This is a genomic window from Streptomyces sp. NPDC048461, from assembly GCF_055587105.1.
Genome location: NZ_JBVJGW010000048.1, coordinates 1 through 26274 on the forward strand (window position 1 = coordinate 1; position 26274 = coordinate 26274).

Consider the following 26274-nt stretch of genomic DNA (forward strand, 5'->3'; position numbering starts at 1 on the left):
CCCGCGGCGCGGGGGGCCCCGGGGCCCGGGCCGCCCGGCCGGGGGGGGGGGGCGGGGGGCGCCGGGCGGGGGGGCCCCGGGGCCCCCCCCCCCGGGGGGGGGGGGGGCCCCCCCCCCTTCTGCACGTGCGGCCGTGGTGCGCCGGCGGGGCTAGAAGCCGTTCAGGACGCCCTTGAGGAGGGCGGCCGAGGGGACTTCGGCGGGGGCCGGACCGGCGTGGAAGAAGCCGACGTTGGCCGCGTCCAGCTTGCGGACGAAGTCGAACGCCTTGGACTCGTGCTCGCCGAAGGCGACGAACTGCCAGCGGACGCCGGGTGCGGTGACGGCCGCCTCGGCGAGGGCGAGGCGGGCCGGCTGCCGGTTGTCGGGGGCGCCGTCGACCTGGAAGAGGACGAGGGCCGGGCCCTCGCCGCCCGCCTTCTGGTAGTGCTCGACGACGGCCTCGACGGCCACGTGGTAGTTGGTGCGGCCCATCCGGCCGAGCGCTGCGTGCCGGGCCTCGATCCAGGAGGCGCGGTGCCCGTCGAGGGTGAGGTCGGCGGCGCCGTCCACCTCCGTGGAGAAGAACACGGTGTGGACCGTGGCCTCTTCGTCCAGGTGGGCGGCGAGCGCGAGGGCGTGGTCGGCGAGGTGCTGCGTGCTGCCGTCCTTGTAGAACGGGCGCATGGAGCCCGACCGGTCCAGGACGAGGTAGACCTTGGCGCGGGCACCCGCCCGGCCCTTGCCGCGCAGCACCTGCGCGGCGGCCTTGTACGCACCGGCGACCCCGGGGGCCCGGCGGCGTACGGCGGCTGCCGCGTGGGCGGAACCGGCCAGCCCCGGAACGGCGGCCGAGGCCACGTCCAGGACCTCCGGTGCCACCGGCTCCGCCCGGACGGCGACGGGCTCGGGCGCGGCGAGGGGTTCCGGTGCGGCAAGGGGTTCCGGCGCGGGCACGGCCACGGGCTCCGGCGCGGCTTCCGGCCGGGCCGCCACGGGTACGGGCTCCGCCGCCGGCTCGGGAACGGCGACGGGCTCGGGGGCGACGACCGGCTCGGGAGCGGCGACGGGCTCCGGCGCGGCCGCCACGGGGGCGGCCTCCGGCTCGGCTGCCACGGCGACGGGCTCCGCTTCCGCTTCCGGGGCGGGGGCCGGCTCGGGGACGGCTTCCGGCTCCGGGGCGGTGACCTCGGCGGCGACGGGCTCGGCCGCTACGGGTTCAGCCACGACGGGCTCGGCCGCTACCGGCTCGGCGGCGACGGGTTCGGCCGCGACGGCTTCGGCTGCAACCGGCTCGGCCGCGACGGGCTCGGCGGCCGCAGTCGCGGCCACCGGCTCCGCTTCGGCTTCCGTTTCCGGCGCGGCAGCGGTGTCGGCTTCCGCCGCGGGGGCCTCGTCCCGGGCCTGGAGCGCGTCGTGGGCCGTCTCCTGGGGCTCCGGGGCGGTGACCTCGGCGGCCGGGCCCTCCGGCGCGGCAGCGGCCGCCACGGGCTCCGGCTCCGCTTCCGGCTTCGCGGCGGCGTCAACGGCGGGGTCGGCGGCGGTGGTGTCCGCCTCCGGCGCGGGGGAATCCGCGGGGCTCGGCCGGCCCCCGGACGGCGCGGGCCGGCGGGCCTCCGGAACCGTGGGGTCCGTGGTCGTCGCCGTGAGGAGGGTGCCCGGTTCGCGGTCGCGAGGGGCGGATTGCGGGGGAACGGTGGGGTTGTCGAAGGACGCCGCCACCAGATCGGCCGCCGCGTCCAGGGGGGTGCGTTCCGCCTGGCTCGGGAAGGCCGGGGAAGTGGCGTCCGACGTTTCCGGAACCGGTTCCGTAGACCGTCCGAACACCTTGCGCAACAAGCTCCGAATACCCATGGGCCAGGCCTTTCGCATGAGTGCGTGAGTCATATGTCCGTGCTGCGCGGATGATCCCTGCCCAGAGTGGACACGTAAGGTTATCGGCCGCCCGGCTGGAACTTCGGCAGGGGCGCCCTTCGTGGCGCCCGGCTGCCGCGAGGTTCCGGCCCCCGACCCGAACTCCCTCTCCGCCGTGCCGGGTTCACCGCCCGTTCATCCTGCCGCCGCCGCACCGGCGCACCCCGCGCCTAGCGTCACGGCTGGATTGATTCCGACACGTTGTCGGCGCCCACGCAGCCTCGGAGGACACTCGTGCGCAAGCTTCTGCCGCTCATCGGCAACCCGCATGGGAGCGGCCGTTCCGCTCTCACCTGCCGCTACCGCTGCGGTGACGCATGCTTCCACGAGGTGCCGAACACCAGCGACAACGAGTACGCCGGTGACGTCATAGCCCGCGCCTACTCCCGCCGCTCGATGCTGCGCTCGGCCGCCGTCGTCACGGTCGCCACCGCCGCCGGCTCGGCCGTCACCCTCGGCGCCGGCGGCGGCCGGAGCGCCGAGGCGACGCCCGTCGCCGACACCGCGAAGGGCGCCGGCCGGCCCGGCGAGGCCGCCCGCGGGCTGCGTTTCACGTCCGTCGCGCCCAACACCGCCGACAAGGTCACCGTCCCCGAGGGCTACGAGCAGAACGTGGTGATCCGCTGGGGCGAGCCGATCGTGAAGGGCGCGCCGGGCTTCAACGCGGACCGGCAGACCGCGGCGGCGCAGGCGGGGCAGTTCGGCTACAACAACGACTTCCTGAGCCTGCTCCCGCTCGGCGGTGACTACGAGCGTCAGCAGCTGCTCGTGGCCAACCACGAGTACACGGACGAGATCCTCATGTTCAAGGGTTATGACCCGGCCAACCCGACGCGCGAGCAGGTCGAGATCGCCTGGGCCGCGCACGGCCTGTCCGTGGTCGTCGTCCAGGAGGACCACCGCAGCGGCAAGCTGACCGCGGTCTCGCGCCACCAGCTCAACCGCCGCCTGACCGCCACCAGCGAGTTCCGGATGACCGGTCCGGCCGCGGGCAGCGCCCTGCTGAAGACCTCCGCGGACGCCACCGGCACGAAGGTGCTCGGCACCCTCAACAACTGCGCGGGCGGCACCACCCCGTGGGGCACCACGCTGCACGGCGAGGAGAACTTCAACCAGTACTTCGCCAACGCCGGCCAGGTCACCGACCCCGTCCAGGCCGCCCGCCTCAAGCGCTACGGCATGACCACCGGAGCCACCGAGCGCAAGTGGGAGCGGTTCGACAAGCGCTTCGACACGGCGCAGGAGCCCAACGAGTCGCACCGCTTCGGCTGGGTCGTCGAGCTCGACCCGTACGACCCGAAGTCCACCCCGCGCAAGCGCACCGCGCTGGGCCGCTTCAAGCACGAGGCCGCGCAGCCCCGCCTGACCGAGGACGGCCGTCCCGTCGTCTACATGGGCGACGACGAGCGCTTCGACTACTTCTACAAGTTCGTCTCCAGCAAGCAGATGAAGAAGGGCGGCAGCCGCGCGGCGAAGGAGCACAACCTCACGCTCCTCGACGAGGGCACCCTCTACGTTGCCAAGCTCACCGGGGACTCCCCGGCCGACGCCTTCGACGGATCGGGCAAGCTGCCCGCCGACGGCGAGTTCGACGGTTCCGGCGTGTGGATCAAGCTGGCCACCGGCAACGTCTCGCACGTCGAGGGCATGACCGCCGAGGAGGTGTACGTCTTCACGCGCCTGGCCGCCGACAAGGTGGGCGCCACCAAGATGGACCGCCCCGAGGACGTCGAGCCGTCCCCACGCACCGGTCGCGTCTACGTCGCGCTGACCAACAACACCGACCGCGGCAAGCCCGGCAAGGAGGGCGCCACGGAGCCGAACCCGCGCAACGCGAACAAGCACGGCCAGATCCTGGAGCTCGCGGAGAACTTCGACGACCCGGCCGGCGACGGTTTCGCCTGGCGGCTGTTCCTCGTGGCCGGCGACCCGAACGACCCGGCCACCTACTTCGCCGGCTTCCCGAAGGAGAAGGTCAGCCCGATCTCCTGCCCGGACAACGTGGCGTTCGACCCGCACGGCAACCTGTGGATCTCCACCGACGGCAACCAGCTCGGCTCCCACGACGGCCTGTTCGGCGTCGCGACGGCCGGTGACCGCCGCGGTGAGCTGAAGCAGTTCCTCACGGTCCCGCGCGGCGCCGAGACCTGCGGTCCGCTGATCCAGGACAAGCGCGTGCTGGTCGCCGTCCAGCACCCGGGCGAGATCGACGGCGCGTCCGTCGAGAAGCCGCAGTCGGTGTGGCCCGACGGACCCGGCAAGATCGTCCGCCCGGCGGTCGTCTCCGTCTGGCGCAAGGACGGCCGCAACATCGGTGTCTGAGAAGGCCGGTTGACCGGACGTACCGGGCCCGTGGGCGGTGTTTCACGTGAAACACCGCCCACGGGCCGTTCAACTGCCGACCGGCAGCGGCCCGACGGGGAGCGTGAGGGTGGTCAGCGCACCCCCGTCGGGTGCGTTGAAGAAGTCCACCGAGACGTCCAGCACCGCGGCCTGGCCGGCCGCGATCGTCAGGCCCAGCCCGTGGCCGCGGCCGCGTCCCGGGTCCCCGGTGCGGAACCGTTGCGGGCCCTGCTCGATGAGCTCGGGCGGGTACCCGGCGCCGTGGTCGCGGATCGTCACCACCGGCCCGTCCACGGTCACCTCCACCGGCGGCTGCCCGTGCTTGTGCGCGTTGACCAGCAGATTGGCCAGGATCCGGTCGAGGCGCCGCCGGTCGGTCAGGACGACGGTGTCGTGGACGATCCGTACCGAGACGGCCAGCCGGGTCCCGGCGACGGCCCGTTCCACCGCCCGCCCGAGGTCCACCCGGCCGAGGTCGGCCCGTTCGACGCCCGAGTCCAGCCGGGAGATCTCCAGCAGGTCCTCGGTGAGCAGGTGGAGGGCCTTGAGCCGGTCGACGATCATCTCCTTGGGGCGGCCGTCGGGCAGCAGCGACGCCGCGGCCAGCGAGCCCGTGAGCGGGGTGCGCAGCTCGTGCGCGACGTCGGCGGTGAAGCGCTTCTCCGCCTCCAGCCGCTCCTGGAGCGACCCGGCCATCGAGTCCAGTGCCTGCGCGACGTCGCCCACCTCGTCGTGGGCGCGGCCGGAGCCCGGGCCGTCGCCATCGGCCCGGAGGCCCACGCGGGCGTCCAGGTCCCCGGCGCTGATCCGGCGGGCCACGGCGGCGGTCGTCGCGAGCCGGCGGCTGATCCGGTTCGCGAGGAACAGGCCGGCCAGCGCCACGACCCCGGCCGCGAGCACCGAGGAGGCGAGGATCGCGGTGTCGACGTCTCGCAGCCGCTCGCGGGTCTCCTCGTACGGGACCCAGACGGCGAGGGCCTTGTCGTCGGCGGGCGTGGCGGCCCACATGACGGGCCGGCCGGCGCGCTCCCCGACCATGCTCCCGGTGTCCCCGCGGGCGACCACCTCGCGCAGCGGCCGCGGCAGTGCGGGCGGGTCCAGGGCGACGTTCACGTCCCCGTGCGCGGTGCCGTACTGGTAGTGGCCGATGGCGTGGTCCAGGTCCCGGTCGGCGTCCTTGCGGACCTCGCCGACGATCTGCCGGGCGACGACGTTGTGCACCAGCACGCCGAGCGCCGCGGCGACCATGCAGCACACCATGGTGGTGGTCAGGGCGATCTTCCAGCGCAGGCTGCTCAGCGCGCGCATCGCGACCCGTCGGCCCGCAGCGGAACGTCGGTGAGGGCGGGGCACTCGTCGAGCGTGAGCTGGGACAGGTTCATGATCCCGGCGTCGGGGTCCCAGACGTAGTCGGAGACCGAGACGTAGTCGGGGTTCGAGGTGGGCTCGCGGACCGCGAGGTGTTCGGCGGCCACCTCGACGCCCTCCAGGACCCCCCGACGGGAGAGGATGCGGACGACGGAGCCGTCGTCCCGGACGGTGTAGACGCGCAGCTCGCTGACCCGGCCGTCGATGTCGACGGCGGTGATCAGCTCCTCGCGGCCGTTGCCCGTCAGGTCGTGCAGGACGCCGGGGCGCACCGGGCAGTCGGCGTCGGCGGCGTCGGTGCACTGCGCGAGCCGCCCGGCGGCGCGGGGGTCGACGAGCCGGCCCGTGCCGCCGTCCTGGGCGGTGGCGGAGGTGATGTCGGCCCGTACGACGGCCAGCGGGTCCACGCCGCGCATGGTCAGGGCCGGCACCTTGGGCAGCCCCGGGACGACGGCGGCCGTCCCCGGTGTCCCGCCCGGGCCCGGCGGGGAGGGCCGGATGTCCTTCCAGAGGGTCAGCGGGGAGCGGACGGTCCCGAGGTCGCCGTCGTTCTGCAGCCCGTCCACGTCGGCGCACCCGGACGCGGCCGCGAGGGCGGCGGCGAGGACGATCACGGCCGGGGCGCGGTGCATGTACCGATGCTCCCCCGGGGCCCGCCCCGCGGCCCGCCCGCGGGTCCGTTCGGGTAGCGGGAGCCGGGGCTCCGGCGGGCGGTGGTCGTCGCCCCCGGTCAGGTGGGCGGGTGGGCGAGGGCGCGGGCCGCCGCGACCTCCTGGTGGACCGGCGCCAGCACGCCCGCCGGGTCGCCCCCGGGGCCGCCGTCGACCCGTACGGGCACGGTGCCGCGGCGGACCCCGTCGGCGAGGGACCGCAGCTGCCGCGTCACCTGCTCGACCTCGTCGGCCGGGGGGGCCTGCGCCCCGTGGTTGACGCGGACCCGCGCGGCGGTGGTCGCGTCGACGATCCGCTCGACGGCGACGACCAGCGGCCACCAGGCGGCGGCGCGCGCCCCGATCGGCGGGGGTTCGGTCAGGGCCCGCTGGAACTCGCTGCGCACGCCGGACAGGTCCCGGTAGATGCGCCGCCGGGCCTGGAGCCGGGCCGTCCGGGCGGCGGGCAGCGCGGACGGGTCGGGGAGCGGTGCGAAGGCCCGCTCGACGTACCGGGCGGCGTCGTCCACGGTGTCGGCGAGCCGGTCTCCGATCCGGGTGCGCCAGCTCTCGGGCCACAGTAGGTACCCCGCGACGAGGGTGATGGCGCAGCCGATCAGGCTGTCCAGCAGCCGGGGGCGGATCAGGTCGAAGCCCTGGTGGTTGAGCTGGTCGGAGAGCAGCAGGATCACCGGGGTGATCGCGGCGGTCTGGAAGGCGTACCCCTTGGCGGAGAAGGCGGGGATCAGCGCGGCCAGCACCATCATCACCGGCACGGCCCACCAGCCGCGCGGCACCTCGGCGAGCACGGCCGCGGCGAGGACGAGGCCGACCGCGGTGCCCAGGGCCCGCAGCACGGCCCGGGAGAAGACCGAGCCGAAGTCGGGCTTGAGGACGAAGGTGACGGTGAGGGCCACCCAGTAGGACCGCTCGACCTCGATCAGCGAGACCAGGCACTGGGCGAGCCCGATGCACAGGGCGAGGCGCAGCCCGTACCGCCAGGAGGCCCGGGAGAACATCATGTCGCGGACCGCCCGGCGGGCGCGCACCCGCAGGGCGGCGGGCCGGCCCAGGCGGTCGTCGACGTTGTACGGGTCGGGCTCGGCGAGCAGCACGATGGTCGCCGCGTGGCGCAGGGCGGCGTCGAGGGCCCGCTCGGCCTGGCCGTGCGGGGCGGGCAGGTCCAGGTCGGGGGTGCCGGTGCGGCCCGACTCGACGGCGGCGGCCAGCTCCCGTACGGCCGCCGGGACCTCGGGCGGCAGCGGGCGGCCGCGCAGGTGCACGGCGGGCGCGGCCTCCACGAGCGGGATGACGACGTTGAGCTGGGCCAGCATCCGCACCAGGGAGGGGCTGCGGCCGTGGACCCGGGCCCGCCGGCCCAGGACGAGGTCGTAGGCCTGGTTCAGGGCCTGGGTGACCCGCAGGCGGTGGTCCTCGTACGCGGCGTCGCCCGAGGACTCCAGGCTGTCGGCGAGGGCCCGGTAGGTGGCGGCGACGGCGGCGCGCTCCGGCTGCCGTCCGCGCAGGGGCCAGCCCAGGAGGCTCAGCGCGAGGACGAACAGTCCGCCCGCGGTCATCAGCAGCGGCGCCGTCCACCACGGGCTGGGCAGCGGGAGGCCGGCGCCGATGACGGCGTTGAGCAGGAGCAGCAGTCCGGACACGGAGGCGACGGTGCCGATGGAGGAGATCATCCCGGAGACGAGGGCGATCAGGGTGAGGACGCCGACGGCGAGCCAGCCGTGCCCGAACACGAGGGTGCCCAGGGCGACGCCGACGGCGCCGACGAGCTGGGGGACGGCGATGTTGAGGACGCGCATCCGGTAGGCGTCGGCGGTGTCGCCGATGACGCCGGAGAGGGCGCCCATGGAGACGAGCGCGCCGTACTCGGGCTGGTCGAGCGCGAAGCCGACGGCGAGCGGTGCGGCGAGGGCGACGGCGGCGCGCAGCACGGCGGCCCAGGGGATGGGTGCGCTGCTCGGCCGCAGGCCGTCGAGCAGCCAGGAGGGTGGGGCCAGGGGATGGTTCCGGGAGGTCCGGGACGCTATCCGTCCGGTGCGTTCGGTGCTCATTCCCGCTTCCGTGCCGCCGCTCGCGAATCGATTCTTCTGGGCGCTTCTGCGCCGTAATGCCTACGTTGGTACCCGTACCTTCCGAGCTTATGGGGTCCGGCGCAGCCGGCCTGCCAGCCAGGCGGCCAGGGCGGCGGCGAGCCCGACCGCCAGCACCGCCCAGGCGGTGGTGCGCAGGAAGGCGGTGAGGGCGTCGTAGACCGCTCCCGCGGCGGGCCGGTCGATGTCGGCCGGCAGGTCGTCGAGGGTGAGCCGGCGGCCCACCTCGACCGCGATCCACAGCAGTCCGGCGCCGACCGCGAGCCCCAGGCCGGTCGCGATCACCGCGCGCCGGCGGTGGACGGCGACGGCGATGGCCGCCCCGGCCAGCAGCAGGGTCAGGAGGGGGAGCCAGACGCCGGCGATCTGGAGCATGCGGAACCCCCTGCGGAGCGCGCCGAGGTTGTCGTACTCCATGACCTCCACGGAGACGCGGGTCACCGGGATGCGGTCGGCGAAGGGCACTCCGTCGCCGACCAGCTCGTTCTTGACCTCGGCGATGACGGGGGCGAGGTCGATGGAGACGGCGTTGCCGTCGCCGGTGGTGAGCGCCTCCAGGAAGGCGGCGTGCGCGGCGCGGTTCGCGGCGTCCCAGGCGGTCCGGTAGGCGGGGGTGCCGGCGAAGGAGCGCAGGGCCTCGCCGAGCAGGGCGTCCACCCCGCCCTGGAACGGGCCGGCGTCGATCTGCCCGGCGAGGGCGCGGGCGGCCTGGGTGACGACGACGTTCTGGACGGCCGGGTCCGTGGCGAGCGGGGACATGGCCGCGGTGTAACGGTCGGCGTTCCCCAGGTCGCGGTCGGCCCAGTACGCGACGGCGCTCGCGGGCACGAGGAGCGCCACGAGCACGATCAGTACCGCCGACAGGATGGTGCGCACGTCACCAGGGAATGCGGGCGGGGACCGCGGCGCGAGCGGTGTTGCTGCGGTCGGGTGGCGGTCGGGTGGCGGTCGGGACGCGGGCGGGACGCGGGAGAGGTGCGGGAAGGGGTCCCTTGCCTTCCTTATCCTGGACATCTAGTATCCAGAATATGAAGATGAGCGAGGGCGTCGAGTGGGCGCTGCACAGCTGCGTCAACCTGGCCTGGAACGGGCCCGACCGGGCCGTCTCGGCCGCCCGGCTGGCCGCGTGGCACGACCTGCCCGCCGCGTACCTCAACAAGCAGCTCCAGGCGCTGGCGCGGGCGGGGATCCTCACCTCCTCGCCGGGGCCCCGGGGCGGCTTCCGGCTGGCCCGCCCGCTCGCCGAGATCTCGCTCATGGACGTGGTCGCCGCCGTCGAGGGGCCCGAGGAGGCCTTCCGGTGCGCGGAGATCCGCCGCCAAGGCCCCGGGGGAGCCCCGGCCGGGGCCGACACCGCGGCCGACACCGGAGATGCAGAGGCGGCCCCGCCCGCCGCCTGCGCCATCGCGCACGCCATGACCCGGGCCGAACTGGCCTGGCGGCAGGCCCTCGCGGCCCAGGACCTCGACGGGATCCGGCAGCAGGCCGAACGCCAGGCCCCCGGGGCCCCCGGCCGCCTCCGCGCATGGCTCGCGGCCTCCTAGGGCGTCTCAGCGGCATTCGCATCCCACGTACGGCAACGGAACCAGGGAGCCAGACATGACGCGCAGCATCACCAACCCGGCAGGACTCCACACCCCGACCGGTTACGGCTACAGCCACATCGTCTCCGCACCCGGCGAACAGGTCTTCATCGCCGGGCAGTACGGCTCCGACGAGAGCGGGCACGTCGTCTCCGGGGACTTCGCCGACCAGGTCGCACGGGCCTTCGCCAACCTCCGCACCGCCCTCGCGGCGGTCGGCCTCGACCCCTCCGACGTCGTCCGCATCGGCACGTACGTCGTCGGACACGACCAGGGGAAGCTGGACGTGCTCCTCAAGGAGCTGGACGCCACCTGGGGCACCGAACTGCCCGCCCAGACCCTGATCGGCGTCGCCGCCCTCGCCCTGCCGGACATGCTCTTCGAGGTCGACGCGGTGGCGGTGCGCGGCTCCTGACCGCGTGATCCAGTTGCCGGTCGGCGGTGGCGGGTGTGCCCTGGATGATGGGAGAGAGGAGCCCGTCATGGCACATGCGGCACCCACCGCCCCCGGGCGGCAGCACCGCCCGACGGCGGACACGGCCCACCACACGAGCCGGAGCGCCATCGCACGCCCCCTGCTCGCCGGACTCGTCTACGGCGTCTGGGCCGCCTTCATCGAGCGCCAGACGGGCCCGGTCAACGCGGGCAACGTCCTCTACGGCATCCTGTGCGGCGCGATCTTCGCGGGCATCATGTTCGCCCTCGCCAGGATCGGTTCCCGGATGCGGCGCGAGGTCCACGCCGCCGCGTACGGGGCGTTCCTGGGCATCGCCGCCGGCTACCTGCACAGCCTCACCGACGCCAGCGTGCTCCGCTCCACCGTGATCGGCCTCGCCGTCGGGGTGGGCGTGGGCCTGGCGGCGTTCTACCGGTACTACACGCACGAGGACTGAGTCCCACGCGTTCCTCCGGCCACGCGATCGAGACCACCGGCCTCGTCAAGGTCTTCGGTGACAACCGGGCCGTCGACGGGGTCGACCTCAAGGTCCCCGAGGGGACCGTCTACGGTCTGCTCGGCCCCAACGGCGCGGGCAAGACCACCGTGGTGAAGATGCTGGCCACCCTGCTGCGCCCGGACGGCGGGGAGGCCCGCGTCTTCGGCCGCGACGTCACCCGCGACGCCGACGCGGTCCGCAGCCGGGTCAGCCTCACCGGCCAGTACGCCTCCGTCGACGAGGACCTCACCGGCACCGAGAACCTGGTGCTGCTCGCCCGGCTGCTCGGGCACTCCAGGCCCGCCTCCCGCGGGCGCGCCGCCGAACTGCTGGACGCCTTCGGGCTGTCCGCCGCGGCCGGCCGCCAGGTCAAGCAGTACTCCGGCGGCATGCGGCGGCGCATCGACATCGCCGCGTCCATCCTCAACACCCCCGACCTGCTCTTCCTGGACGAACCCACGACCGGCCTCGACCCGCGCAGCCGCAACCAGGTCTGGGAGATCGTCCGCGCCGTCGTCGCCCAGGGCACCACCGTCCTGCTCACCACCCAGTACCTCGACGAGGCCGACCAGCTGGCCTCGCGAATCGCCGTCATCGACCACGGCAGGGTGATCGCGGAGGGCACGAAGGGCGAGCTGAAGGCCTCCGTCGGCTCGGGCAGCGTGCACGTGCGGCTGCGCGACCCCGAGCGGCGGGACGAGGCCGTGCGGATCCTGACCGCCGTGCTCGACGAGCCCGTCGTCCCCGATCCGGACCCCGTCGCGCTGACCGTCCGCGTGGACGACGCCGGATCGGCCGCCGAGGCGCTGGCCGAGCTGGCGCGGGCCGGGATCGTCGTCGACACGTTCGCGCTGGGGCAGCCCAGCCTCGACGAGGTCTTCCTCGCGCTGACCGACGACAAGGGGGCGGCATGAGCGTCAACACCGAGCAGTCCGGAGCGGGCGGCGGCCGCCCGGACACCGCCGCGGCCGCCCAGGAGCAGGACGTCACCGCCCCGCACACCGACCGGCTCGCCGCACTCCTCGTCTCGGGCCGCCGCCCGCCCCGCCCCGGCGCGCTCTCGACCTCGCTGACCTTCGGGTGGCGGGCCGTCCTGAAGATCAAGCACGTCCCCGAGCAGCTCTTCGACGTCACCGCGTTCCCGATCATGATGGTGCTGATGTACACGTACCTCTTCGGCGGAGCGCTGGCCGGCTCCCCCGGGACGTACATCCAGACCCTGCTGCCCGGTGTCCTCGTCATGTCGATCGTGATGATCACGATGTACACGGGCGTCTCCGTCAACACCGACATCGAGAAGGGCGTCTTCGACCGCTTCCGCACGCTCCCCATCTGGCGGCCCTCGACGATGGTCGGCTACCTGCTGGGCGACATGCTGCGCTACGCCATCGCCTCGGCCGTCATGCTGGCCGTCGGCCTGCTCATCGGCTTCCGTCCCGAAGGCGGGGTCGTCGGGGTCCTCGCCGGGGTGGCGCTGCTGATCGTCTTCGCGTTCGCCTTCTCGTGGGTGTGGACCATGTTCGGGCTGCTGCTGCGCAGCGAGAAGTCCGTCATGGGCGTGAGCATGATGGTGCTCTTCCCACTCACCTTCCTCAGCAACATCTTCGTGGACCCGAGCACCATGCCCGGCTGGCTCCAGGTCTTCGTGAACAACAGCCCGGTGACCCACCTGACCACCGCCGTGCGCGGGCTGATGGCGGGCGAGTGGCCGGCCGCCGCGATCGGCTGGTCGCTGGGGTGGGCCGGACTCCTGGTCCTGGTCTTCGGTCCCGTCACGATGCGCCTGTACAACCGCAAGTAGCGGCGGCCGGCGGGGTCGTCCTTCCGGCCGGGCCGGTCCGGTACCTCCGGCCGAGGCGGCCGGGGGACCGCGCGGTCCACACTGGCGGTGGCGCCGGTTCCCGCGCCCCGTGGTCGAACCTCACGTGACCACTCTCCGCTGCCGGGGGGTGCGGGAACCGGCGCTGTCGCACGTCCGGGGCCGGGTCGGGGCGGGGCCGGCGGAGCCGGAGCCGGCGGGCTCCGGCGGGCGCGCCTACGCGGCCGAGTCCGCGGGTGCGGTCCGCTTCGGTTCGCTCTCGGACTCGACGGGCGCGGCAGCCGCTGTCGGCGGGGCGGCGGGCTCGGGCTTGCGGGCCGGCGGGGTGAAGCGGGCGGCCTCGGCGCGGAGCATGGCGTTCAGAGCGGCGTACGGGTCGATGGGCATGGCGGAACCTCACGGTGTTCGAGGGGGGTGTGGGGTGCGCTGCTGCTCGGCCCGCTCAGCAGCGCAGGACCACACTCCGTACCGCCCGCGGGGACACCACCGGTTCGGCCACGGCCACGGCTGGCCCGCAGGCCCGCTCAAGGCCGGGATGTTTCACGTGAAACACGGCCGCCGGCAGCCGTCGTACGCCCGGGGTCCCGCGCGTCACCGTCCGTACGGCCGCCCGCACCTCGGGGTCGGCGGCCGGGTCGGTCGATCCCTCGACGGGCTCCGCGGGCGCGGAGGGCGCGGGGCGGGACTCGGCGGCCGTCGCGGCGGCCGGACCGGCGCCGAACACGCACAGCAGCACGACGCAGACCACCGTCAGGACCCTGGTCAGGGCCCCGGCAAGGGCTGTCCGCGCGCTCCGCCTCCCGATCATGCGAGGGGTGTGCCCCGACACGCCGGGCGGCTCCCGTCCGGGGCCCGAGAAGCCCCCGACCGGCGGACGAAGTCACCCCCCACGGCGCACAGTCCGCCGCGCCGGGGGCCGGGCGGCGGCCGGGGGCCGTGCGCCCGGACGGGTGAAAAGGGGGCCGGCGGCGAGTTGCGGGGGTGCGCCCGGCGGTCTTGCCTTGAGCCATGAACGATCCTCACGCGTACGCCCTGGCCAGGGGCGCGGCCCGGTTCGCACCCGACCGGAGCCCGGCGGCACCCTCGCGCACGGCGCCCCCACCGGACCGGGACCGGGCCGGGTCGTCCCGTGCGACGCCCGGCGGTCCGCCGCCCTTCCTGCCCGCCGCGCCGCCGGCGGCCGGAGCCGCCGCGGAACCGGAGCCCCGGTCCGGCTGACACCCGGTCCGGCCCGGGGTCCGCTCGGGCCCGCCGTCCGCTCGGGCCCGCCGTCCGCTCGGCCCGCGGTCCCGGTCCGGCCGGCCCGGGGACCGGCGCTACTGCGGCCGGTCGGGCCAGTCCAGCAGGCGGGCGCCGATCACCGCCGTCTGGAGCGTGTACCGCTGCACCGGGTCCCCCGGGTCCGTCCCCGTCAACTGGTGGATCCGCTCCAGCCGGTACGTCAGGGCCCGCACGCTCAGGCTCAGCCGCCGGGCCGCGGCGGCGGACACGCAGCCCGAGTCGAAGTAGGCCTCCAGCGTCCTCAGCAGCGGCCCGGCCCCGCCCCGGCCCGCGCGCAGCGGTCCCAGGACGCTCACCACCAGGTCGAGGATGGCCGCCCGGTCCCGGGCCAGTACGGGGAAGACCAGCAGGTCGGCGGCGCGCAGTACCGGCCCCTCGAAGCCCATCCGGTCGGCGATGTCCAGCGCGTTCAGCCCTTCCTCGTACGAGGTGACGACCCCGCCGGCGCCCGGGTGGGGGCGGCCGATCGCGACGAGCCCGCGTTCGGCGCCGGCGGCGTAGGCCTGCTTCGCGAAGTGGGCGAGCACGTCGCCCTGGTCGCCGGGGGCCACACAGATCAGCTGACCGTCCTTGGTGGCGAGGAGGAAGGTCCGGTTTCCGAACCTGCCGGCCATGGCCAGGTCCACCTGCCGGATCGCCGCGCCCGCGTCCTCGTACGCCTCGGGTCCGCGGGCCACCGCCACCGCGTGCTCGTGCGCCAGGTGCAGCCCGAACCGGGCGGCCCGCTCGCTCAGGCGCCCCAGGTCGCTGCGGCCGAGCAGCAGGTCGTCGATGAACTCCCGCCGCTCCGCCTCCTCCTGGCGCACGGCCAGTCGCTGGGCCCGCTCGTGGCCGGCGGCGAAGGCGTCCACGGCCTGTTCCACGGCCGCCATCAGGTGGTCCGGGGTGTGCCGCCCGCCGAGCGCGGTCCTCGTCGCGGCCAGGTGGGCGCCGACCAGGGAGCGCAGTCCGTACCCGGCTTCGGCGGCCTTCTCGCCCAGGACCCGGCGGGCGTCGAGCTCCTCGCGTCCGGGCCGCCGGCCGGTGGCGGCCACCTCCGCGAGAATCGCGAGGTAGCCGGCGAGGTACTCCGCCGGTATCTCCCGCCCCGCCCCGCCCGCCGTGGTCCCCGTCGTCACACCAGCCCCCGCTCCGCCGCCCGTTCGCCTCCCATTGTCCCCGGAGGCTGCCGGCACGCCGAGGCCCGGCGGGACGGCGGATCACCGCGGCGGGTCGGCGCCCGGTCCGCGCGCGCGACGGCGCCCGGTCACCGCGCCGGTCGGCGCGGGGACCGGGCGGGGGTCACACGACGACGAGGGCGGCGCCCATCAGCGCGGCGGCGAGGTGGATGGCCGGGTGGCCGTAGTCGCCGTACCAGAGGTGGCGGGCCAGGCCGCCGAGGGCGGCGAGGGCCGCGATGACGCCGATCTGACCGAACAGCGTGACGGCGGTGAAGGGGGCCAGGAGCAGCAGGAGCGAGTTCAGCCAGAACGGTGCGGCGCCCGTCCAGCCCCGCCACTCCCGTATCGCCGTCGGCATGTGCTGCAGGTCCCCTCATCGTCAACTGGTCGGCTGCACAGCCTTCTTGGGTGCGGCAGCCGACGCAAGGGCTCCTTCGGCTAGATGTCCGAACGCCAGGCCGAAAGTCGCCCACAGGGCGGTCTGGATGGCCAGCGAGGCGAGCCGGAACTCCCAGATGAGCGCGGCGGGGAAGTCGGCCGGGACCTCGTTGATGCCCGGCAGGACGGCGTACGACAGGCCGACGGCCGCCACGAACGCCACGGAGGCGACGACGGAGGCGTTCCAGTTGCCCAGCTTCGGGGCGAGGCGGCGGCCCAGGAGCAGGGCGCCCGCCGCGAGCAGCGCGCTCAGGGCGATCATCAGCAGGTACAGCGCGGTGCGCCGGGCGGCCGTGTCCGGGTCGCCGACGGCCGGCGGGTTCGCGGGGTACTTGAGGAACGGCACCAGGGTCACGGTGACGAAGAGGGCGCCGGTGACCAGCGCCGCCGTGGTCCGCGGGCCGAAGCGGCCGATCCGGCCGAGGGCGAAGCAGAAGACGAGCGAGGCGATGCCGCCGAGCGCGATCCCGTAGAGCAGGACGCCGGTGCCGAGGCCCGCCGTGGCCTGGAGGGCCCGGCTGACCGGTGCCTCCTCACCGTGGTCGTGGCCGGAGACGGCGGCGCCCGCCTCCTCGATGGCGATGGCCGCGTCGACCTTGGACTCACCGAGGAGGTAGGCGACGAGGAAGGCGACGGCGCCGGCCAGCAGGCCGGCGAGCATGCCGCGGACGAGCAGCGTGCGGGGGGAGACGGAGTTCATGGTTCTGTTCCCTTGCGGAAGCGGTCACGGATCTGGGCGCGGAGCGCGGACCGCCGGCCGGGCATCCCGCGGGCACCTGCGGCGGTGACGCGCGCAGGTGCGGCGGGCGGTGCGGTCGGTGGCGGTGCGGATCGGCGGGCGGTGCGGCCGGCGGCGGACCGGAGGCCCGGGGACCGACGGGCGGTCGGCGGGCGCGGTCGCGGGCCGGCCGCGGATCAGCGGATCAGCGTCGGATCAGTGGCAGGGGAAGCCCAGCAGGTGGCGGCCGTCGTGCAGCCACTCGTGGACCGTCTCGCCCTGGAACACCGCGGTGGCACCCTGCTCGATGCCGACGAAGTACAGCAGGACGAGCGTGAGGACGGCGACGAAGGCCGCCCACGGCGCGAGCGCGGAGAGGGAGATGGGGGTGACGGCGGGAGCCGTCGTGGGCACGGCGGGGTGGGCCATGGCAGTACCTCCAGGGGGAACACGCGTCCCGGTCAGTGGTGCTCGCGACGACAGTGGCGGGTCTGACTCACCTCCCCTGCGGGAGGTCTCACAGTGGCGCGACCGTGCCGGATTTCCACCGGGCTTCCGTCGTACCGTCGTCATGGGTGATGTCGTCCGCGACCGTACCGCGCTTACGCTCCCCTTATGAAGACCCAGACGGTACGAGTCCACCTCGTGAGACCCCCGCTGGACACGGCCGCCCGCCAGGCACGCTTCGGATCCGGGCGGCCCTGCCCCGGCCTCGGGGGACTGCGCGGCCCGGACACCGGGGCGTGGGCCGGACGGACCCTGGACGAGGTGGCGGCGCAGGACCCCGCCGCCGTGCACGCGTGGCTCACCGACCCGGCGTACGCGCCGCCCGGCGGCGAGTCCGTGGACGCGCTGATCGCCCGGGTCGGCGCGGAGCTCGCCGCCCTGCCCCCGGGCACGCACCGGGCGGAGGTCGAGCAGGCCGTCGTACGGGCGGCCGTGGTGCACGCCCTGGAACTGCCCGCGGCGGCCTTCTGGCGGCTCGACGTGCGCCCGGAGTCGGTCACGACCCTGACGGGCCGGGCGGGCCGCTGGAACCTGCTGGTGGGCCGGGAGCGGGGATAGCGCCCCCGGACGCAGGACGGCCCGGACCCCGCGGGGCGGTCCGGGCCGGGCGGGGGCCGGTGCGCTACGCGACGATCCAGTCGGACGTGGCGATGACCGGCTGCACGCCGTCGCGGTGGATGGTGCCCTCGATGAGGCCGTACATCCGGTCCGCGGCGAAGTAGACCTCGTTGTCGTTCTTGAGGCCGAAGGGCTCCAGGTCGACGAGGAAGTGGTGCTTGTTGGGGAGGTTGAGGCGCACCTCGTTGACCTTGGGGCAGTTGTCGAGCACGCGCTCGGCCATCTGGTTCAGGGTCTGCTGCAGGGAGTACGAGTAGGTCTCCGCGAAGGCTTCCAGCAGGTTCTTGCGGACCTTCTTGTAGGACTGGTCCCAGTCGTGCTCCGCGTCGTCCGCGGCCAGCGCCGAGTGCGCCCAGCGCGCGGTCACCTTGGTCGCCAGGATCCGGTCGTACGCCTCCTGCAGCGTCGTGTACCTGTCCTTGATGTAGCCGTGGAACTCGGAGTTCGTCGAGTTCATCACGGTGAGGTCCTTCAGGCCCGAGATGACCTGGAGCCCGGTCGTCTCGCTGTAGGTGACCTGCGCGGTGCGCACCTCGGTGCCCTTCAGGGCGAAGGAGTGCTGTTCCTTGCGGGTCGGCACCGGGATGCGCTCCCAGGCGAACTCCTCGATGCGGATCTGCGCCTCGCGGATCGGCTGCTGCGAGGAGACGAAGTGCTTGGCGAGCAGGATGCCGAAGGCCTCGGGGGAGGCGATGCCGTGCTCCTTGCCGAAGGCGTACACCGTGTTCTTGGTGGTGTCGGTCGGCAGGCAGTTGGCGTTGTCGCCGGTGAGGTGGACGTCGCGGAACTCGCCGCGGAGCGCGACCGAGACGTTGAGGTCGCGGATCTCGTGCCAGGAACCGTCGCTGCCCTTGCGGGTCACCTTGACGATGCGGTTCTCGGCCTTGCCGTACTGGTTCTGCGCCAGGACGTGCTTGCTCATGCTGTCTTCCTTCGGGTACTCGGGAACACGGAGTCCGGTCGTCTGGATCCCGTACGCCCGGCGTCCAGCGGTCTCAGCCCGCTCCCCGCCGTTCGGCCCCGAAGGGCCGCCCCGGGACTGACGTGCATCCCGGTCCGTAGGTGCTTCGGCCCCGCTTTCGACGACGGGGCCTGCACGGATTGCAGCACGCGCACGGTGTTCCGGCCACGGAACGGATCCTCCGAACACCGGCACCCACGGATTGGGCGACCCCACAGAAGAGCAGGTCAGGCAGTGTGCGCGTCCGCCACGGTGAGGGCCTCGTCGAGGACGGCCAGCCCCTTGGCCACGTCCTCGGCCGAGATGTTGCAGGGCGGCGCGACGTGGATGCGGTTCCCGGCGGTGAGCGGCCAGAGCCCGCCCTTCTTGCAGGCGGCCGCGAACTCGGCCATGGGGGCGTTGTCGGCCTCGGCCGCGTTGTAGGGGACGAGCGGCTCGCGCGTCTCCTTGTCCCGTACGAGCTCCAGCGCCCAGAAGGTGCCCAGTCCCCGGACCTCCCCGACCGACGGGTGCCGCTCGGCGAGCGCGCGCAGGCCGGGACCGAGGAGCTCGGCGCCGGTGCGGGCGGACTGCTCGACCGTGCCCTCCTCCTCCATGACGTTGATGGTGGCGACGGCGGCCGCGCAGGCCAGGACGTGCCCGGAGTACGTCAGCCCGCCCGGGTAGGGGCGGCGGGCGAAGGTCTCGGCGATGGCGGCGGAGATGGCGACGCCGCCGAGCGGCACGTACCCGCTGGTGACGCCCTTGGCGAAGCAGACGAGGTCGGGGATGACGCCCCAGTGCTCGGAGGCGAACCACTTTCCGGTCCGCCCGAAGCCGACCATGATCTCGTCGAGGACGAACACGATGCCGAAGCGGTCGCAGAGCGCGCGCACGCCGGCCAGGTAGCCGTCGGGGTGCACGAGGACGCCCGGTGCGCCGCCGACGGTCTCCAGGATGATCGCGGCGATGGACTGCGGGCCCTCGAAGACGATGGTGTCCTCCAGGTGGCGCAGGGCCCGCTCGCACTCCTCGGCCGGGTCCGCCGCGTAGAACGGCGAGCGGTAGGCGAAGGGGCCCCAGAAGTGCACGACGCCGGCGGTCGCGCTGTCGTTGCCGAAGCGGCGGGCGTCACCGGTCAGGTTGATCGCGGTGGAGGTGGCGCCGTGGTACGAGCGGTACGCGGACAGCACCTTGGGGCGGCCGGTGTGCACCCGGGCCATGCGGACGGCGTTCTCGACCGCCTCGGCGCCGGCGTTGGTGAAGAAGATCTTGTCGAGGTCGCCCGGAGTGCGCTCGGCGATCAGGCGGGCCGCCTCGGAGCGCACGTCGACGGCGAAACCGGGCGCGACGGTGCAGAGCTTGGCCGCCTGCTCGGCGATGGCCGCGGTGACCTTGGGGTGCTGGTAGCCGATGTTGGTGTAGACGAGGGCGCTGGAGAAGTCGAGGAAACGATTGCCCTGGTAGTCCCAGAAGTACGAGCCCTCGGCCCCCGCGACGGCGAGCGGGTCGATGAGCTCCTGAGCCGACCAGGAATGGAAGACGTGCTTCCGGTCGGCTTCTTTCACGGCGGCGAGGGCGTCGGCTTCTGGGTTCATGAAGCGAGCGTAGTTGTCCAGGATGTGGACCCGGGGTCACCTCCGGCGGACACGGGCGCGGTGTCACACGATGCGGCGGCGGCCGTCGGCGGCGCCGACGGCCGATGTGTCCCGCCGGGCGCCGGCGCCCGGCGGCTTCCGGGCCGTCCAGCGGGACGACCCGCGTCACCCCCGCAGTGTCGACCGGGACGCCGAGCCGTCCATTGCCGCCGGCGGCGCTCCGCGCGACCCGCCGCGCGTCCGCCGCGCCGGGTGCGTCACCCTGTACGCAGACGCCCCCGGCAGCTCCGCTGCCAGGGCTTTTCCGGCTTCTTCGCCGCGGGCCGCGCTGGCGACGACGCGGAGGGCCGCGGCGCCGAACCGGTGCGCGGCGGCTGCTCGGATGCCCGGGGAGGAGCCGGTGATCGGGGCGACGCGGCTCTCGGCCATTGCATTCCGCCGGGAGTTCTTGATCCTATCGACCATACGGATCTTAAATTGCCGCATCCTGGAATTCGTTTTCCGAGATGTGAAACTCTGGAGGATGTAGTGGCGCAGGGGTTCGGGATTGGCCGACTGTGGCGGGGGTAGGTGCGGCCGGGACGGGCGCGGAGACAGGAGGACCGGTGGCCGAGCAAACGCGGAGACTGGTTCTGGGAGGTGCCACGGCCGGGGTGGTGAGCCGCTGTCGCGACTTCACCCGCCGGGCGCTGGACGACTGGGAGTGGCCGGGCGGCGCGGAGTCGGCGGAGGACGTGCTGCTGTTGGTGTCCGAGGTGGTCACCAATGCCTGCCTGCACGCCGGCGGCCCGCGCGAGCTGGTGCTGCGGCACAACGCCGAGCGGCTGCGCATCGAGGTCAGTGACGACAGTCCCGAGATTCCCCGCCGCCGGCTGCCCGGCGACCGGTCGCTGCCGGGAGGGCACGGACTGATCGTGGTGGAACGGCTCGTACGGAACTGGGGTGCGCAGCCGTTCGCGGACGGGCTGCCCGGCAAGACGGTCTGGCTGGAGATTCCTGCGCGGGGGACCCGGGCGTAGCGGCGGGACCGGCGGCCCGGATCGCGGTACGGGCGGCCGCCTCGGCGGCGGCGCCGTCCCCGGCGCAACCGTGGTCCCGGGCGGCGCCGTGCTCCCGGGCGGACCGGTGGTGGTCCGGGTCCCCGGAGGCCTCCTCGGACTCGTGGTCCTCGTGGGTCTCGTCGGTGAGGAGGCCGGTGCGCAGTCGCGCCAGGGTCCGGTTCAGGAGCCGGGACACGTGCATCTGCGACAGGCCCAGCCGTTCACCGATCTCCGACTGCGTCAGCTCCTGCCCGAAGCGCAGCGCGAGCAGGGTCCGCTCGCGCTCCGGGAGGCCGGCCAGGATCGGCTTGAGGGATTCCAGGCACTCGATCCGGTCGTACGCCCCGTCCTCCTCGCCGAGGGCGGGCCGGCCGGCGTAGGCGTCGCGGTCGCCGTCGTCCTGCACCGGGGCGTCCAGCGACCGCGCGGAATAGGCGTGCGCCGCCTTCCGCCCCTCCACGAGCTCCTCGGCGGTCACGTGCAGCTGCGCGGCGAGCTCGGCGTCGGTCGGTTCGCGGCCGAGGTCCTGCTCCAGCGCGTCGTGTGCCTTGGCGGTGTCGATCCGAAGCTCCTGGAGCCGCCGGGGCACCTTGACGGCCCAGCTCGTGTCCCGGAAGAACCGCTTGATCTCACCGCTGATCGTGGGCATCGCGAACGAGGTGAACTCCACGCCGCGCTCCGGGTCGAACCGGTTGATCGCCTTGATCAGGCCGATCGTGCCGACCTGGACGATGTCCTCCATCGGCTCGCTGCGACCGCGGAACCGGCGGGCGGCGTACTTCACGAGGCTCAGGTTGAGCTCGACGAGGGTGTTGCGGACGTAGCTGAACTCCGTACTGCCCTCCTGCAGCCCCGCGAGCCGCTGGAACAGGGCCACGGACAGGGACCGGGCCTCGTGGGTGGCGACGTCTGTGAGCTCTGTTCGGTGCATGGCCTGCGCTCCTCCGACGGTGTGACCCGGGGGCGCCCGGGGCGCGTCGTCGCGCTGTCCCAGGGGATATACCCGCTTGAACCCACCCATACCCTACCTGCGACCGGCCCGGATCACCCCGCGGCCTCGGCGTACAGGCGGAACAGCCTGGGCCCTCCGGCCGGGGCGCCGGCCCGCAGCCGGTCCCACGCCCGCGCCGCGGCGGCCCGCGCCACGGCCCCCGGCCAGGGCTGCGGGAGCAGCTCGGGCGGGAGCAGCGGGTCGGGGAGCATCGCGGCGGAGAACGCCGCGGCGAGCGCGACGGCGCCCGCCAGCGCCGCGGCCCCGTCGGCCCCGGTACCCGCGGTGTCCGCGGAGGCCCCGGTGTCCGCGGAGGCCGGTCGGGCGGCTCCTCCGGGCCCTCCCGCGCCCGCCGGGCCTCCGGCGCCTCCCGGGTCCTCCGGGGCCGCCGCCAGCCGCAGCAGGGTCTCGTAGCGGGCCGCGATCCCGGGCAGGGGCCACAGCCGGGCGGCGACGGCCACCGGGTCCGCGGTGCCGCCCACCTCCAGGTCGCGGGTGGTCAGGCAGGTCAGCGCCGCCGACAGGCCCAGCTCGGCGGCGTGGCCCCGGACGTACGGGCCGATCGCGTTCGGGGTGACGTACAGCCCGCCCTGCACCGGCGCGGCCCCCAGCCCGGTCAGGGCGTCCCGCAGGGAGTCCCGGGCGGCCCGGGACGATTCCGGTACGGCGAAGGCGAAGGCGTGCCAGGTGCCGTCCCACGGCTCCAGCCCGCGGTCCTGGCGGTACGCGTGCCGTACGAACTCCACCTCCGGCACGGACGGCAGCCCGGGCCCCGCCCCGGCGGCCGCCGTCATCCGCAGCACGGCCCGCCGTCCGCGTCCCCCGACGGTGAACCGGCCCTCCGCCTCCAGCCGCTTCACGCACAGCCGCACCTGCTGGTCGGTCATCCCGAGCAGGCCGGCCACCTCGTACAGCTCGCCGCCGTCGACCGTGCCGTCCTCGCGGACCAGGGCGTGCACGACCATCCGGGTCGGCACGCCGCCGGCCGCCGCCGGCCCCGTCGCGCCGGCCCCGCCCGTACCGGCCGCCGCCGGCCCCGTGCCCGCCGTCGTCCCGCTCACCGCGCCACCTCCTTGTGCATCGTCGTCACGGCCCCGAACCCGAGGACGTCCCGCAGCCACGGGGTGCGCCGCACCGCGACCGCGCGGAACCCGTGCCGCTCGTACAGTGCCCGCGCCCGGGGGTTCTCCGCGACCACGTCGAGCCGGATCCGCCGACAGCCCTGTTCCGCGGCCACCGCCTCGATCTCCCGGAGCAGGAGCCCGCCGATGCCCCGGCCGCGCTCGGCCGGGTCGACGGCGATGCCGTCCATGAGGAGCTCGCCGCGGGCCGGGGTGCGCTCCAGCAGCGCCAGCAGGAACACCCGCCAGACCCCTCTGACCTGCCCGTACGCGGCCCTGACCGCGGCGGCGTCACCGCCGACCAGGCCGCGGCCGGCGAGGTGGTAGCCGGCGACCCCCACCAGCCGGCCGCCGGACAGAGCGCTCACCGCCCGGTCCGTGTGCAGGTGCCCGGCGATGAAGCGCCGCCCGGCGTCGGCGGGGCCGAGGGCGGCGCCGAGCTTGCCGCCGAAGGCCTCCCAGTACAGCTCGGCGACGCGCTCGCCGGCGCCCTCGGGCACCCCGCGCCGGACCTCGGTGTTCTTCTCCGTCGTCATACGGGCAAGCTTAATACGTTCGATGTCGCTACGATCGTTCTTTAAGTGATCGAAACAGAGGAGTTTCCGTGATCCGGCTCCGCCCGCCCCGCCCCGGCCCGGCCGCGCCCGGGGGCAGCGGCCCCCGCCCGCCCCGCCGCAGGCTCCGCACCGCCCTGCTCCGCACCGCGGCCGCCCTCCTGGCCGTCGCGGTCCTCCTCACCGGAGTCGTCCTGTGGCAGCACGACTACGGCCTGCGCGAGCAGCGCGTCACCGTCCGGGCCGGCGGGACCGACCTGCGGGGCGTGCTCGCCACCCCGGCCGGGCGCGGCCCCGGTCCCTTCCCCCTCGTCGTCCTCGTCCACGGCGACGGCGAGGTCGACGCCACCCACGAGGGGTTCTACCGGCCGTACTGGGAGGCCTTCGCGCGGGCCGGATACGCCTCGCTCTCCCTGGACAAGCCCGCCGGCTGGCTCGGCCAGAGCATGGACGACCGGGCCCGCGAGACCCTCGACGCCCTCGCCTGGGCGGCCGCCCGCCCCGAGGTCGACCCCGCCCGGGTGGGCCTGTGGGGCGCGAGCCAGGCCGGGTGGGTGATGCCCAAGGTGGTGGCGCGGGCCCCGGCGCCCGGCGTGCGCTTCGTCATCGCGGTCGGCACCGCCGTGAACTGGCACCGCCAGGGGGAGTACCACCTGCGCGCCGGGCTGCGCGCCGAGGGGGCCGACGCCGAACGCACGGCGCGCGCCCTGCGCGCCCGGGAGGAGACGCTCGCGCTCCTGCGGCGCGGGGCGGCGTACGACGAGTACCGCGCGAGCCCGGGCGCCGATCCGCAACTCACCGCCGAACGCTGGGCGTTCATCGGCCGGAACCACACCGCGGACGCCACCGCCGACCTGCGGGCGATGCCGCCCGTGCCGGTGCTGCTGATCTCGGGCGCCGACGACCTGAACGTGGACGGCGCCGAGACCGAGGCCGTCTACCGCGGCCTGCTCACGCCCGGAACCCTGACCGTGCGCCGCTACCCGGGGGCCACCCACGCCCTGGTCCGCACACCGGTCGAGGGCTCCCCGTGGCGGCTGGCGCTGACGGCGGTGTTCGCGCCGCGCGCCCTCTTCCCGCCCGGCCTCCTCGACGACCAGAGGCGCTTCCTGGAGGAGCGGCGGTAGGGGCGAGGGGGCAGGGGGGCAGGGGGCGCGGAAACGGAGAAACGCCCCCGGATCGGATCCGGGGGCGTTCCGCCTCACTTGTCGGAGTAGCTGAAGTCCCCGACCGTCCAGGCGCCGACGTCCTTCAGCGCGATCCGGTACATCCCGCCCGTCTCGGGGATGCCCAGGGTGCCCTGGAGGATGCGCGCCACGTGGAAGTGCAGGTGGGACGGGGCCGCCCCGGCGGCCGGCCCGGGTGGGCCGGCCGGATCGGGTGACTTGAAGATGTCCGCGAACGGGCCCAGTTGGTCGGAGTCCCGCAGGACCTCCGCCACGCGCTGACGCCAGACGCCCTCGGGTGCGAGGCGGCCGGTGATGACGGCGCCGTTGACCACGACGGTGAGGGACATCTGATTGGTTTGCTGCGACTCGACCATGGTGGCGATATCGACGAGCAGGTCATCAGGGATCGACATGGGCACGGACTCTAGCAAGGGGCTCTCAGACGCCGGTTGAGGACCCGAGGAGAGCCGAGGCCTCCTGGAGCGGGGTGAGCGCGGGCGCCGGGACCGGCGCGGCGATGTCGCGGCAGGTGAAGCCGAGGCGGGCCAGGGCCCGCGTCACCTCGGCGGCCGTGAAGTCGCGGCGGTCCTGACGGGTGATGACCTCACCGACCTGCTTGACCGGGTAGGACCGGCGGCCGATGATCACGGACGCTCCCGTGACGGGCTCGGGCTTGATGCCCTTCATCGACTGCTCGACCTCGCTCTTCTCGAGGTCGAAGGGGTATCGGGCGATGACGAAGCGCATGATGCCTCACAGACTTGACGGGGTACGCGGGAAGAAACGACGGAGCGGAAGCGGAAGCGGGCGGGCGCAGCCCGGTCAGGCGGCCATGCCGTGCGCGCGCCGGCGCTCCTGCGCGGGGCGGCTGCGGCGTCCCCGGGTGGAGGCGGTGCTGCGCTTGGGCCGGTCGGACACCGGGTTGGTGATGGTGACGGGGATGCCGGAGGGGGCCTGGGCGCCGGTGATCCGGGTCAGGGCCTCTTCACCGGAGCGGACCTGGGTGGTCTGCGGGGTGATGCCGGCGGCCTGCATGAGGCGGGTCATGTCGCGGCGCTGGTTGGGGGTGACCAGGGTGACGACGCTGCCGGACTCGCCGGCGCGGGCGGTGCGTCCGCCGCGGTGGAGGTAGTCCTTGTGGTCGGTCGGCGGGTCGACGTTGACGACGAGGTCGAGGTTGTCGACGTGGATGCCGCGGGCGGCGACGTTCGTGGCGACCAGGACGGTGACGTGGCCGGTCTTGAACTGGGCCAGGGTCCGGGTCCGCTGCGGCTGGGACTTACCCCCGTGCAGCGCCGCTGCCCGGACCCCGCTGTTGAGGAGGTCCTGGGTGAGGCGGTCCACCGCGTGCTTGGTGTCGAGGAACATGATCACCCGTCCGTCGCGGGCGGCGATCTCGGTGGTCGTGGCCTGCTTGTCCGCGCCGTGGACGTGCAGGAT

28 protein-coding genes and 1 pseudogene are annotated in these 26274 nt (G+C 74.5%); 10 read left to right on the forward strand and 19 right to left on the reverse strand.

Translation table 11 applies throughout. The features are described 5' to 3' along the window. Positions 1–150 precede the first annotated feature (150 nt). Entirely contained in the window at positions 151–1833 is a 1683-nt protein-coding gene (locus ACZ6S8_RS37990; protein WP_469462764.1) for a VWA domain-containing protein, read from the reverse strand. Between the two features lie 294 nt (positions 1834–2127). Between ACZ6S8_RS37990 and ACZ6S8_RS37995 the strand changes: the two genes are divergently transcribed. Beyond that, entirely contained in the window at positions 2128–4215 is a 2088-nt protein-coding gene (locus ACZ6S8_RS37995; protein ID WP_469462766.1) for a PhoX family protein, read from the forward strand. A 69-nt stretch (positions 4216–4284) separates the two neighbouring features. Here the strand turns inward: ACZ6S8_RS37995 and ACZ6S8_RS38000 are convergent, their stop codons facing one another. The 4 genes from ACZ6S8_RS38000 to ACZ6S8_RS38015 form a co-directional block, all read right to left on the reverse strand. Further along, positions 4285–5544 (reverse strand): ATP-binding protein, encoded by a 1260-nt coding sequence (locus ACZ6S8_RS38000; RefSeq protein ID WP_469462768.1) that lies wholly within the window; start codon positions 5542–5544, stop codon positions 4285–4287. Beyond that, on the reverse strand, positions 5532–6236 hold the full coding sequence (locus tag ACZ6S8_RS38005) for a hypothetical protein (RefSeq protein ID WP_469462770.1): 705 nt from the start codon (positions 6234–6236) through the stop codon (positions 5532–5534). The genes ACZ6S8_RS38000 and ACZ6S8_RS38005 overlap by 13 nt, the downstream gene beginning before the upstream one ends. A gap of 98 nt (positions 6237–6334) precedes the next feature. Next, positions 6335–8323, reverse strand: a complete 1989-nt coding sequence (locus ACZ6S8_RS38010; RefSeq protein ID WP_469462771.1) for an FUSC family protein — start codon at positions 8321–8323, stop codon at positions 6335–6337. Positions 8324–8410: 87 nt separating this feature from the next. Further along, entirely contained in the window at positions 8411–9238 is an 828-nt protein-coding gene (locus ACZ6S8_RS38015) for a hypothetical protein (protein ID WP_469462772.1), read from the reverse strand. 158 nt (positions 9239–9396) lie between these two features. Between ACZ6S8_RS38015 and ACZ6S8_RS38020 the strand changes: the two genes are divergently transcribed. From ACZ6S8_RS38020 to ACZ6S8_RS38040, 5 genes are all read left to right on the forward strand, one after another. Then, a complete protein-coding gene (locus tag ACZ6S8_RS38020; protein ID WP_469462808.1) occupies positions 9397–9906 on the forward strand; it encodes an RrF2 family transcriptional regulator in 510 nt (169 codons plus the stop codon). Between the two features lie 55 nt (positions 9907–9961). Beyond that, the gene (locus ACZ6S8_RS38025) at positions 9962–10360 is read left to right on the forward strand and encodes a RidA family protein (RefSeq protein WP_469462773.1); all 399 of its coding nucleotides are present in this window, start codon (positions 9962–9964) and stop codon (positions 10358–10360) included. A 67-nt stretch (positions 10361–10427) separates the two neighbouring features. Continuing rightward, positions 10428–10838, forward strand: a complete 411-nt coding sequence (locus ACZ6S8_RS38030) for a hypothetical protein (protein WP_469462774.1) — start codon at positions 10428–10430, stop codon at positions 10836–10838. Next, positions 10835–11794, forward strand: coding sequence for an ATP-binding cassette domain-containing protein (locus ACZ6S8_RS38035; RefSeq protein ID WP_469462810.1), 960 nt, complete (start codon positions 10835–10837; stop codon positions 11792–11794). Before ACZ6S8_RS38030 ends, ACZ6S8_RS38035 begins: the two co-directional genes overlap by 4 nt. Then, positions 11791–12681, forward strand: a complete 891-nt coding sequence (locus ACZ6S8_RS38040) for an ABC transporter permease (RefSeq protein WP_469462777.1) — start codon at positions 11791–11793, stop codon at positions 12679–12681. Before ACZ6S8_RS38035 ends, ACZ6S8_RS38040 begins: the two co-directional genes overlap by 4 nt. A 234-nt stretch (positions 12682–12915) precedes the next feature. Here the strand turns inward: ACZ6S8_RS38040 and ACZ6S8_RS38045 are convergent, their stop codons facing one another. Together ACZ6S8_RS38045 and ACZ6S8_RS38050 are read right to left on the reverse strand one after the other, a co-directional pair. After that, positions 12916–13086: a hypothetical protein gene (locus ACZ6S8_RS38045; RefSeq protein ID WP_469462780.1), complete on the reverse strand. Its 171-nt coding sequence runs from the start codon at positions 13084–13086 to the stop codon at positions 12916–12918. Positions 13087–13141: 55 nt separating this feature from the next. Beyond that, entirely contained in the window at positions 13142–13507 is a 366-nt protein-coding gene (locus tag ACZ6S8_RS38050; RefSeq protein WP_469462782.1) for a hypothetical protein, read from the reverse strand. Positions 13508–13707: 200 nt separating this feature from the next. Here ACZ6S8_RS38050 and ACZ6S8_RS38055 point away from each other — a divergent pair, with 200 nt between their 5' ends. After that, complete coding sequence (locus ACZ6S8_RS38055; RefSeq protein WP_469462784.1) at positions 13708–13917, forward strand: hypothetical protein; 210 nt, start codon at positions 13708–13710, stop codon at positions 13915–13917. Between the two features lie 98 nt (positions 13918–14015). Here ACZ6S8_RS38055 and ACZ6S8_RS38060 read toward each other — a convergent pair whose 3' ends face one another. The 4 genes from ACZ6S8_RS38060 to ACZ6S8_RS38075 all read right to left on the reverse strand — a co-directional run bounded on the left by ACZ6S8_RS38060 (position 14016) and on the right by ACZ6S8_RS38075 (position 16725). After that, positions 14016–15098, reverse strand: a complete 1083-nt coding sequence (locus tag ACZ6S8_RS38060) for a PucR family transcriptional regulator (protein WP_469462786.1) — start codon at positions 15096–15098, stop codon at positions 14016–14018. A 163-nt stretch (positions 15099–15261) separates the two neighbouring features. Then, positions 15262–15498, reverse strand: coding sequence for a hypothetical protein (locus ACZ6S8_RS38065; protein WP_469462788.1), 237 nt, complete (start codon positions 15496–15498; stop codon positions 15262–15264). Between the two features lie 21 nt (positions 15499–15519). After that, on the reverse strand, positions 15520–16278 hold the full coding sequence (locus ACZ6S8_RS38070; protein ID WP_469462790.1) for a CbtA family protein: 759 nt from the start codon (positions 16276–16278) through the stop codon (positions 15520–15522). 234 nt (positions 16279–16512) lie between these two features. Further along, on the reverse strand, positions 16513–16725 hold the full coding sequence (locus ACZ6S8_RS38075; protein ID WP_469462792.1) for a CbtB domain-containing protein: 213 nt from the start codon (positions 16723–16725) through the stop codon (positions 16513–16515). A 186-nt stretch (positions 16726–16911) separates the two neighbouring features. Here ACZ6S8_RS38075 and ACZ6S8_RS38080 point away from each other — a divergent pair, with 186 nt between their 5' ends. Then, positions 16912–17361, forward strand: coding sequence for a histidine phosphatase family protein (locus ACZ6S8_RS38080; RefSeq protein ID WP_469462793.1), 450 nt, complete (start codon positions 16912–16914; stop codon positions 17359–17361). A 64-nt stretch (positions 17362–17425) separates the two neighbouring features. On the opposite strand, the gene pucL is transcribed toward ACZ6S8_RS38080, so the two are convergent. Then, positions 17426–18343: a factor-independent urate hydroxylase gene (gene pucL, locus ACZ6S8_RS38085; RefSeq protein WP_469462795.1), complete on the reverse strand. Its 918-nt coding sequence runs from the start codon at positions 18341–18343 to the stop codon at positions 17426–17428. Between the two features lie 266 nt (positions 18344–18609). Continuing rightward, the gene (locus ACZ6S8_RS38090) at positions 18610–19959 is read right to left on the reverse strand and encodes an aminotransferase class III-fold pyridoxal phosphate-dependent enzyme (protein WP_469462797.1); all 1350 of its coding nucleotides are present in this window, start codon (positions 19957–19959) and stop codon (positions 18610–18612) included. Between the two features lie 656 nt (positions 19960–20615). Here ACZ6S8_RS38090 and ACZ6S8_RS38095 point away from each other — a divergent pair. Then, the gene (locus ACZ6S8_RS38095) at positions 20616–20978 is read left to right on the forward strand and encodes an ATP-binding protein (RefSeq protein ID WP_469462812.1); all 363 of its coding nucleotides are present in this window, start codon (positions 20616–20618) and stop codon (positions 20976–20978) included. Positions 20979–21135: 157 nt separating this feature from the next. Here the strand turns inward: ACZ6S8_RS38095 and ACZ6S8_RS38100 are convergent. The 3 genes and pseudogenes from ACZ6S8_RS38100 to ACZ6S8_RS38110 form a co-directional block, all read right to left on the reverse strand. Beyond that, positions 21136–22020, reverse strand: a pseudogene (locus ACZ6S8_RS38100) (RNA polymerase sigma factor SigF); the annotation flags it as partial. A 23-nt stretch (positions 22021–22043) separates the two neighbouring features. Next, the gene (locus ACZ6S8_RS38105; protein ID WP_469462798.1) at positions 22044–23051 is read right to left on the reverse strand and encodes a PaaX family transcriptional regulator C-terminal domain-containing protein; all 1008 of its coding nucleotides are present in this window, start codon (positions 23049–23051) and stop codon (positions 22044–22046) included. Then, the gene (locus ACZ6S8_RS38110) at positions 23048–23647 is read right to left on the reverse strand and encodes a GNAT family N-acetyltransferase (protein WP_469462800.1); all 600 of its coding nucleotides are present in this window, start codon (positions 23645–23647) and stop codon (positions 23048–23050) included. Before ACZ6S8_RS38110 ends, ACZ6S8_RS38105 begins: the two co-directional genes overlap by 4 nt. 68 nt (positions 23648–23715) lie before the next feature. Here ACZ6S8_RS38110 and ACZ6S8_RS38115 point away from each other — a divergent pair, with 68 nt between their 5' ends. Then, positions 23716–24792: an alpha/beta hydrolase family protein gene (locus ACZ6S8_RS38115; RefSeq protein WP_469462802.1), complete on the forward strand. Its 1077-nt coding sequence runs from the start codon at positions 23716–23718 to the stop codon at positions 24790–24792. A 74-nt stretch (positions 24793–24866) separates the two neighbouring features. Here ACZ6S8_RS38115 and ACZ6S8_RS38120 read toward each other — a convergent pair whose 3' ends face one another. The 3 genes from ACZ6S8_RS38120 to ACZ6S8_RS38130 form a co-directional block, all read right to left on the reverse strand. Further along, entirely contained in the window at positions 24867–25247 is a 381-nt protein-coding gene (locus ACZ6S8_RS38120; protein ID WP_469462804.1) for a hypothetical protein, read from the reverse strand. A 25-nt stretch (positions 25248–25272) separates the two neighbouring features. Beyond that, complete coding sequence (locus tag ACZ6S8_RS38125) at positions 25273–25581, reverse strand: SCO5918 family protein (RefSeq protein WP_351273901.1); 309 nt, start codon at positions 25579–25581, stop codon at positions 25273–25275. Between the two features lie 75 nt (positions 25582–25656). Next, positions 25657–26274 (reverse strand): helicase-related protein (locus ACZ6S8_RS38130; protein ID WP_469462806.1); only part of this gene is annotated, 618 nt, incomplete at its 5' end.

Coding starts and splice junctions, on each gene's coding strand:
- ACZ6S8_RS37990 (WP_469462764.1), bottom strand. CDS start 1,833: ATGGGTATTCGGAGCTTGTTGCGCAAGGTGTTCGGACGGTCTACGGAA.
- ACZ6S8_RS38000 (WP_469462768.1), bottom strand. CDS start 5,544: ATGCGCGCGCTGAGCAGCCTGCGCTGGAAGATCGCCCTGACCACCACC.
- ACZ6S8_RS38005 (WP_469462770.1), bottom strand. CDS start 6,236: ATGCACCGCGCCCCGGCCGTGATCGTCCTCGCCGCCGCCCTCGCGGCC.
- ACZ6S8_RS38010 (WP_469462771.1), bottom strand. CDS start 8,323: ATGAGCACCGAACGCACCGGACGGATAGCGTCCCGGACCTCCCGGAAC.
- ACZ6S8_RS38020 (WP_469462808.1), top strand. CDS start 9,397: ATGAGCGAGGGCGTCGAGTGGGCGCTGCACAGCTGCGTCAACCTGGCC.
- ACZ6S8_RS38025 (WP_469462773.1), top strand. CDS start 9,962: ATGACGCGCAGCATCACCAACCCGGCAGGACTCCACACCCCGACCGGT.
- ACZ6S8_RS38030 (WP_469462774.1), top strand. CDS start 10,428: ATGGCACATGCGGCACCCACCGCCCCCGGGCGGCAGCACCGCCCGACG.
- ACZ6S8_RS38040 (WP_469462777.1), top strand. CDS start 11,791: ATGAGCGTCAACACCGAGCAGTCCGGAGCGGGCGGCGGCCGCCCGGAC.
- ACZ6S8_RS38045 (WP_469462780.1), bottom strand. CDS start 13,086: ATGCCCATCGACCCGTACGCCGCTCTGAACGCCATGCTCCGCGCCGAG.
- ACZ6S8_RS38050 (WP_469462782.1), bottom strand. CDS start 13,507: ATGATCGGGAGGCGGAGCGCGCGGACAGCCCTTGCCGGGGCCCTGACC.
- ACZ6S8_RS38055 (WP_469462784.1), top strand. CDS start 13,708: ATGAACGATCCTCACGCGTACGCCCTGGCCAGGGGCGCGGCCCGGTTC.
- ACZ6S8_RS38065 (WP_469462788.1), bottom strand. CDS start 15,498: ATGCCGACGGCGATACGGGAGTGGCGGGGCTGGACGGGCGCCGCACCG.
- ACZ6S8_RS38070 (WP_469462790.1), bottom strand. CDS start 16,278: ATGAACTCCGTCTCCCCCCGCACGCTGCTCGTCCGCGGCATGCTCGCC.
- ACZ6S8_RS38075 (WP_469462792.1), bottom strand. CDS start 16,725: ATGGCCCACCCCGCCGTGCCCACGACGGCTCCCGCCGTCACCCCCATC.
- ACZ6S8_RS38080 (WP_469462793.1), top strand. CDS start 16,912: ATGAAGACCCAGACGGTACGAGTCCACCTCGTGAGACCCCCGCTGGAC.
- pucL (WP_469462795.1), bottom strand. CDS start 18,343: ATGAGCAAGCACGTCCTGGCGCAGAACCAGTACGGCAAGGCCGAGAAC.
- ACZ6S8_RS38090 (WP_469462797.1), bottom strand. CDS start 19,959: ATGAACCCAGAAGCCGACGCCCTCGCCGCCGTGAAAGAAGCCGACCGG.
- ACZ6S8_RS38110 (WP_469462800.1), bottom strand. CDS start 23,647: ATGACGACGGAGAAGAACACCGAGGTCCGGCGCGGGGTGCCCGAGGGC.
- ACZ6S8_RS38120 (WP_469462804.1), bottom strand. CDS start 25,247: ATGTCGATCCCTGATGACCTGCTCGTCGATATCGCCACCATGGTCGAG.
- ACZ6S8_RS38125 (WP_351273901.1), bottom strand. CDS start 25,581: ATGCGCTTCGTCATCGCCCGATACCCCTTCGACCTCGAGAAGAGCGAG.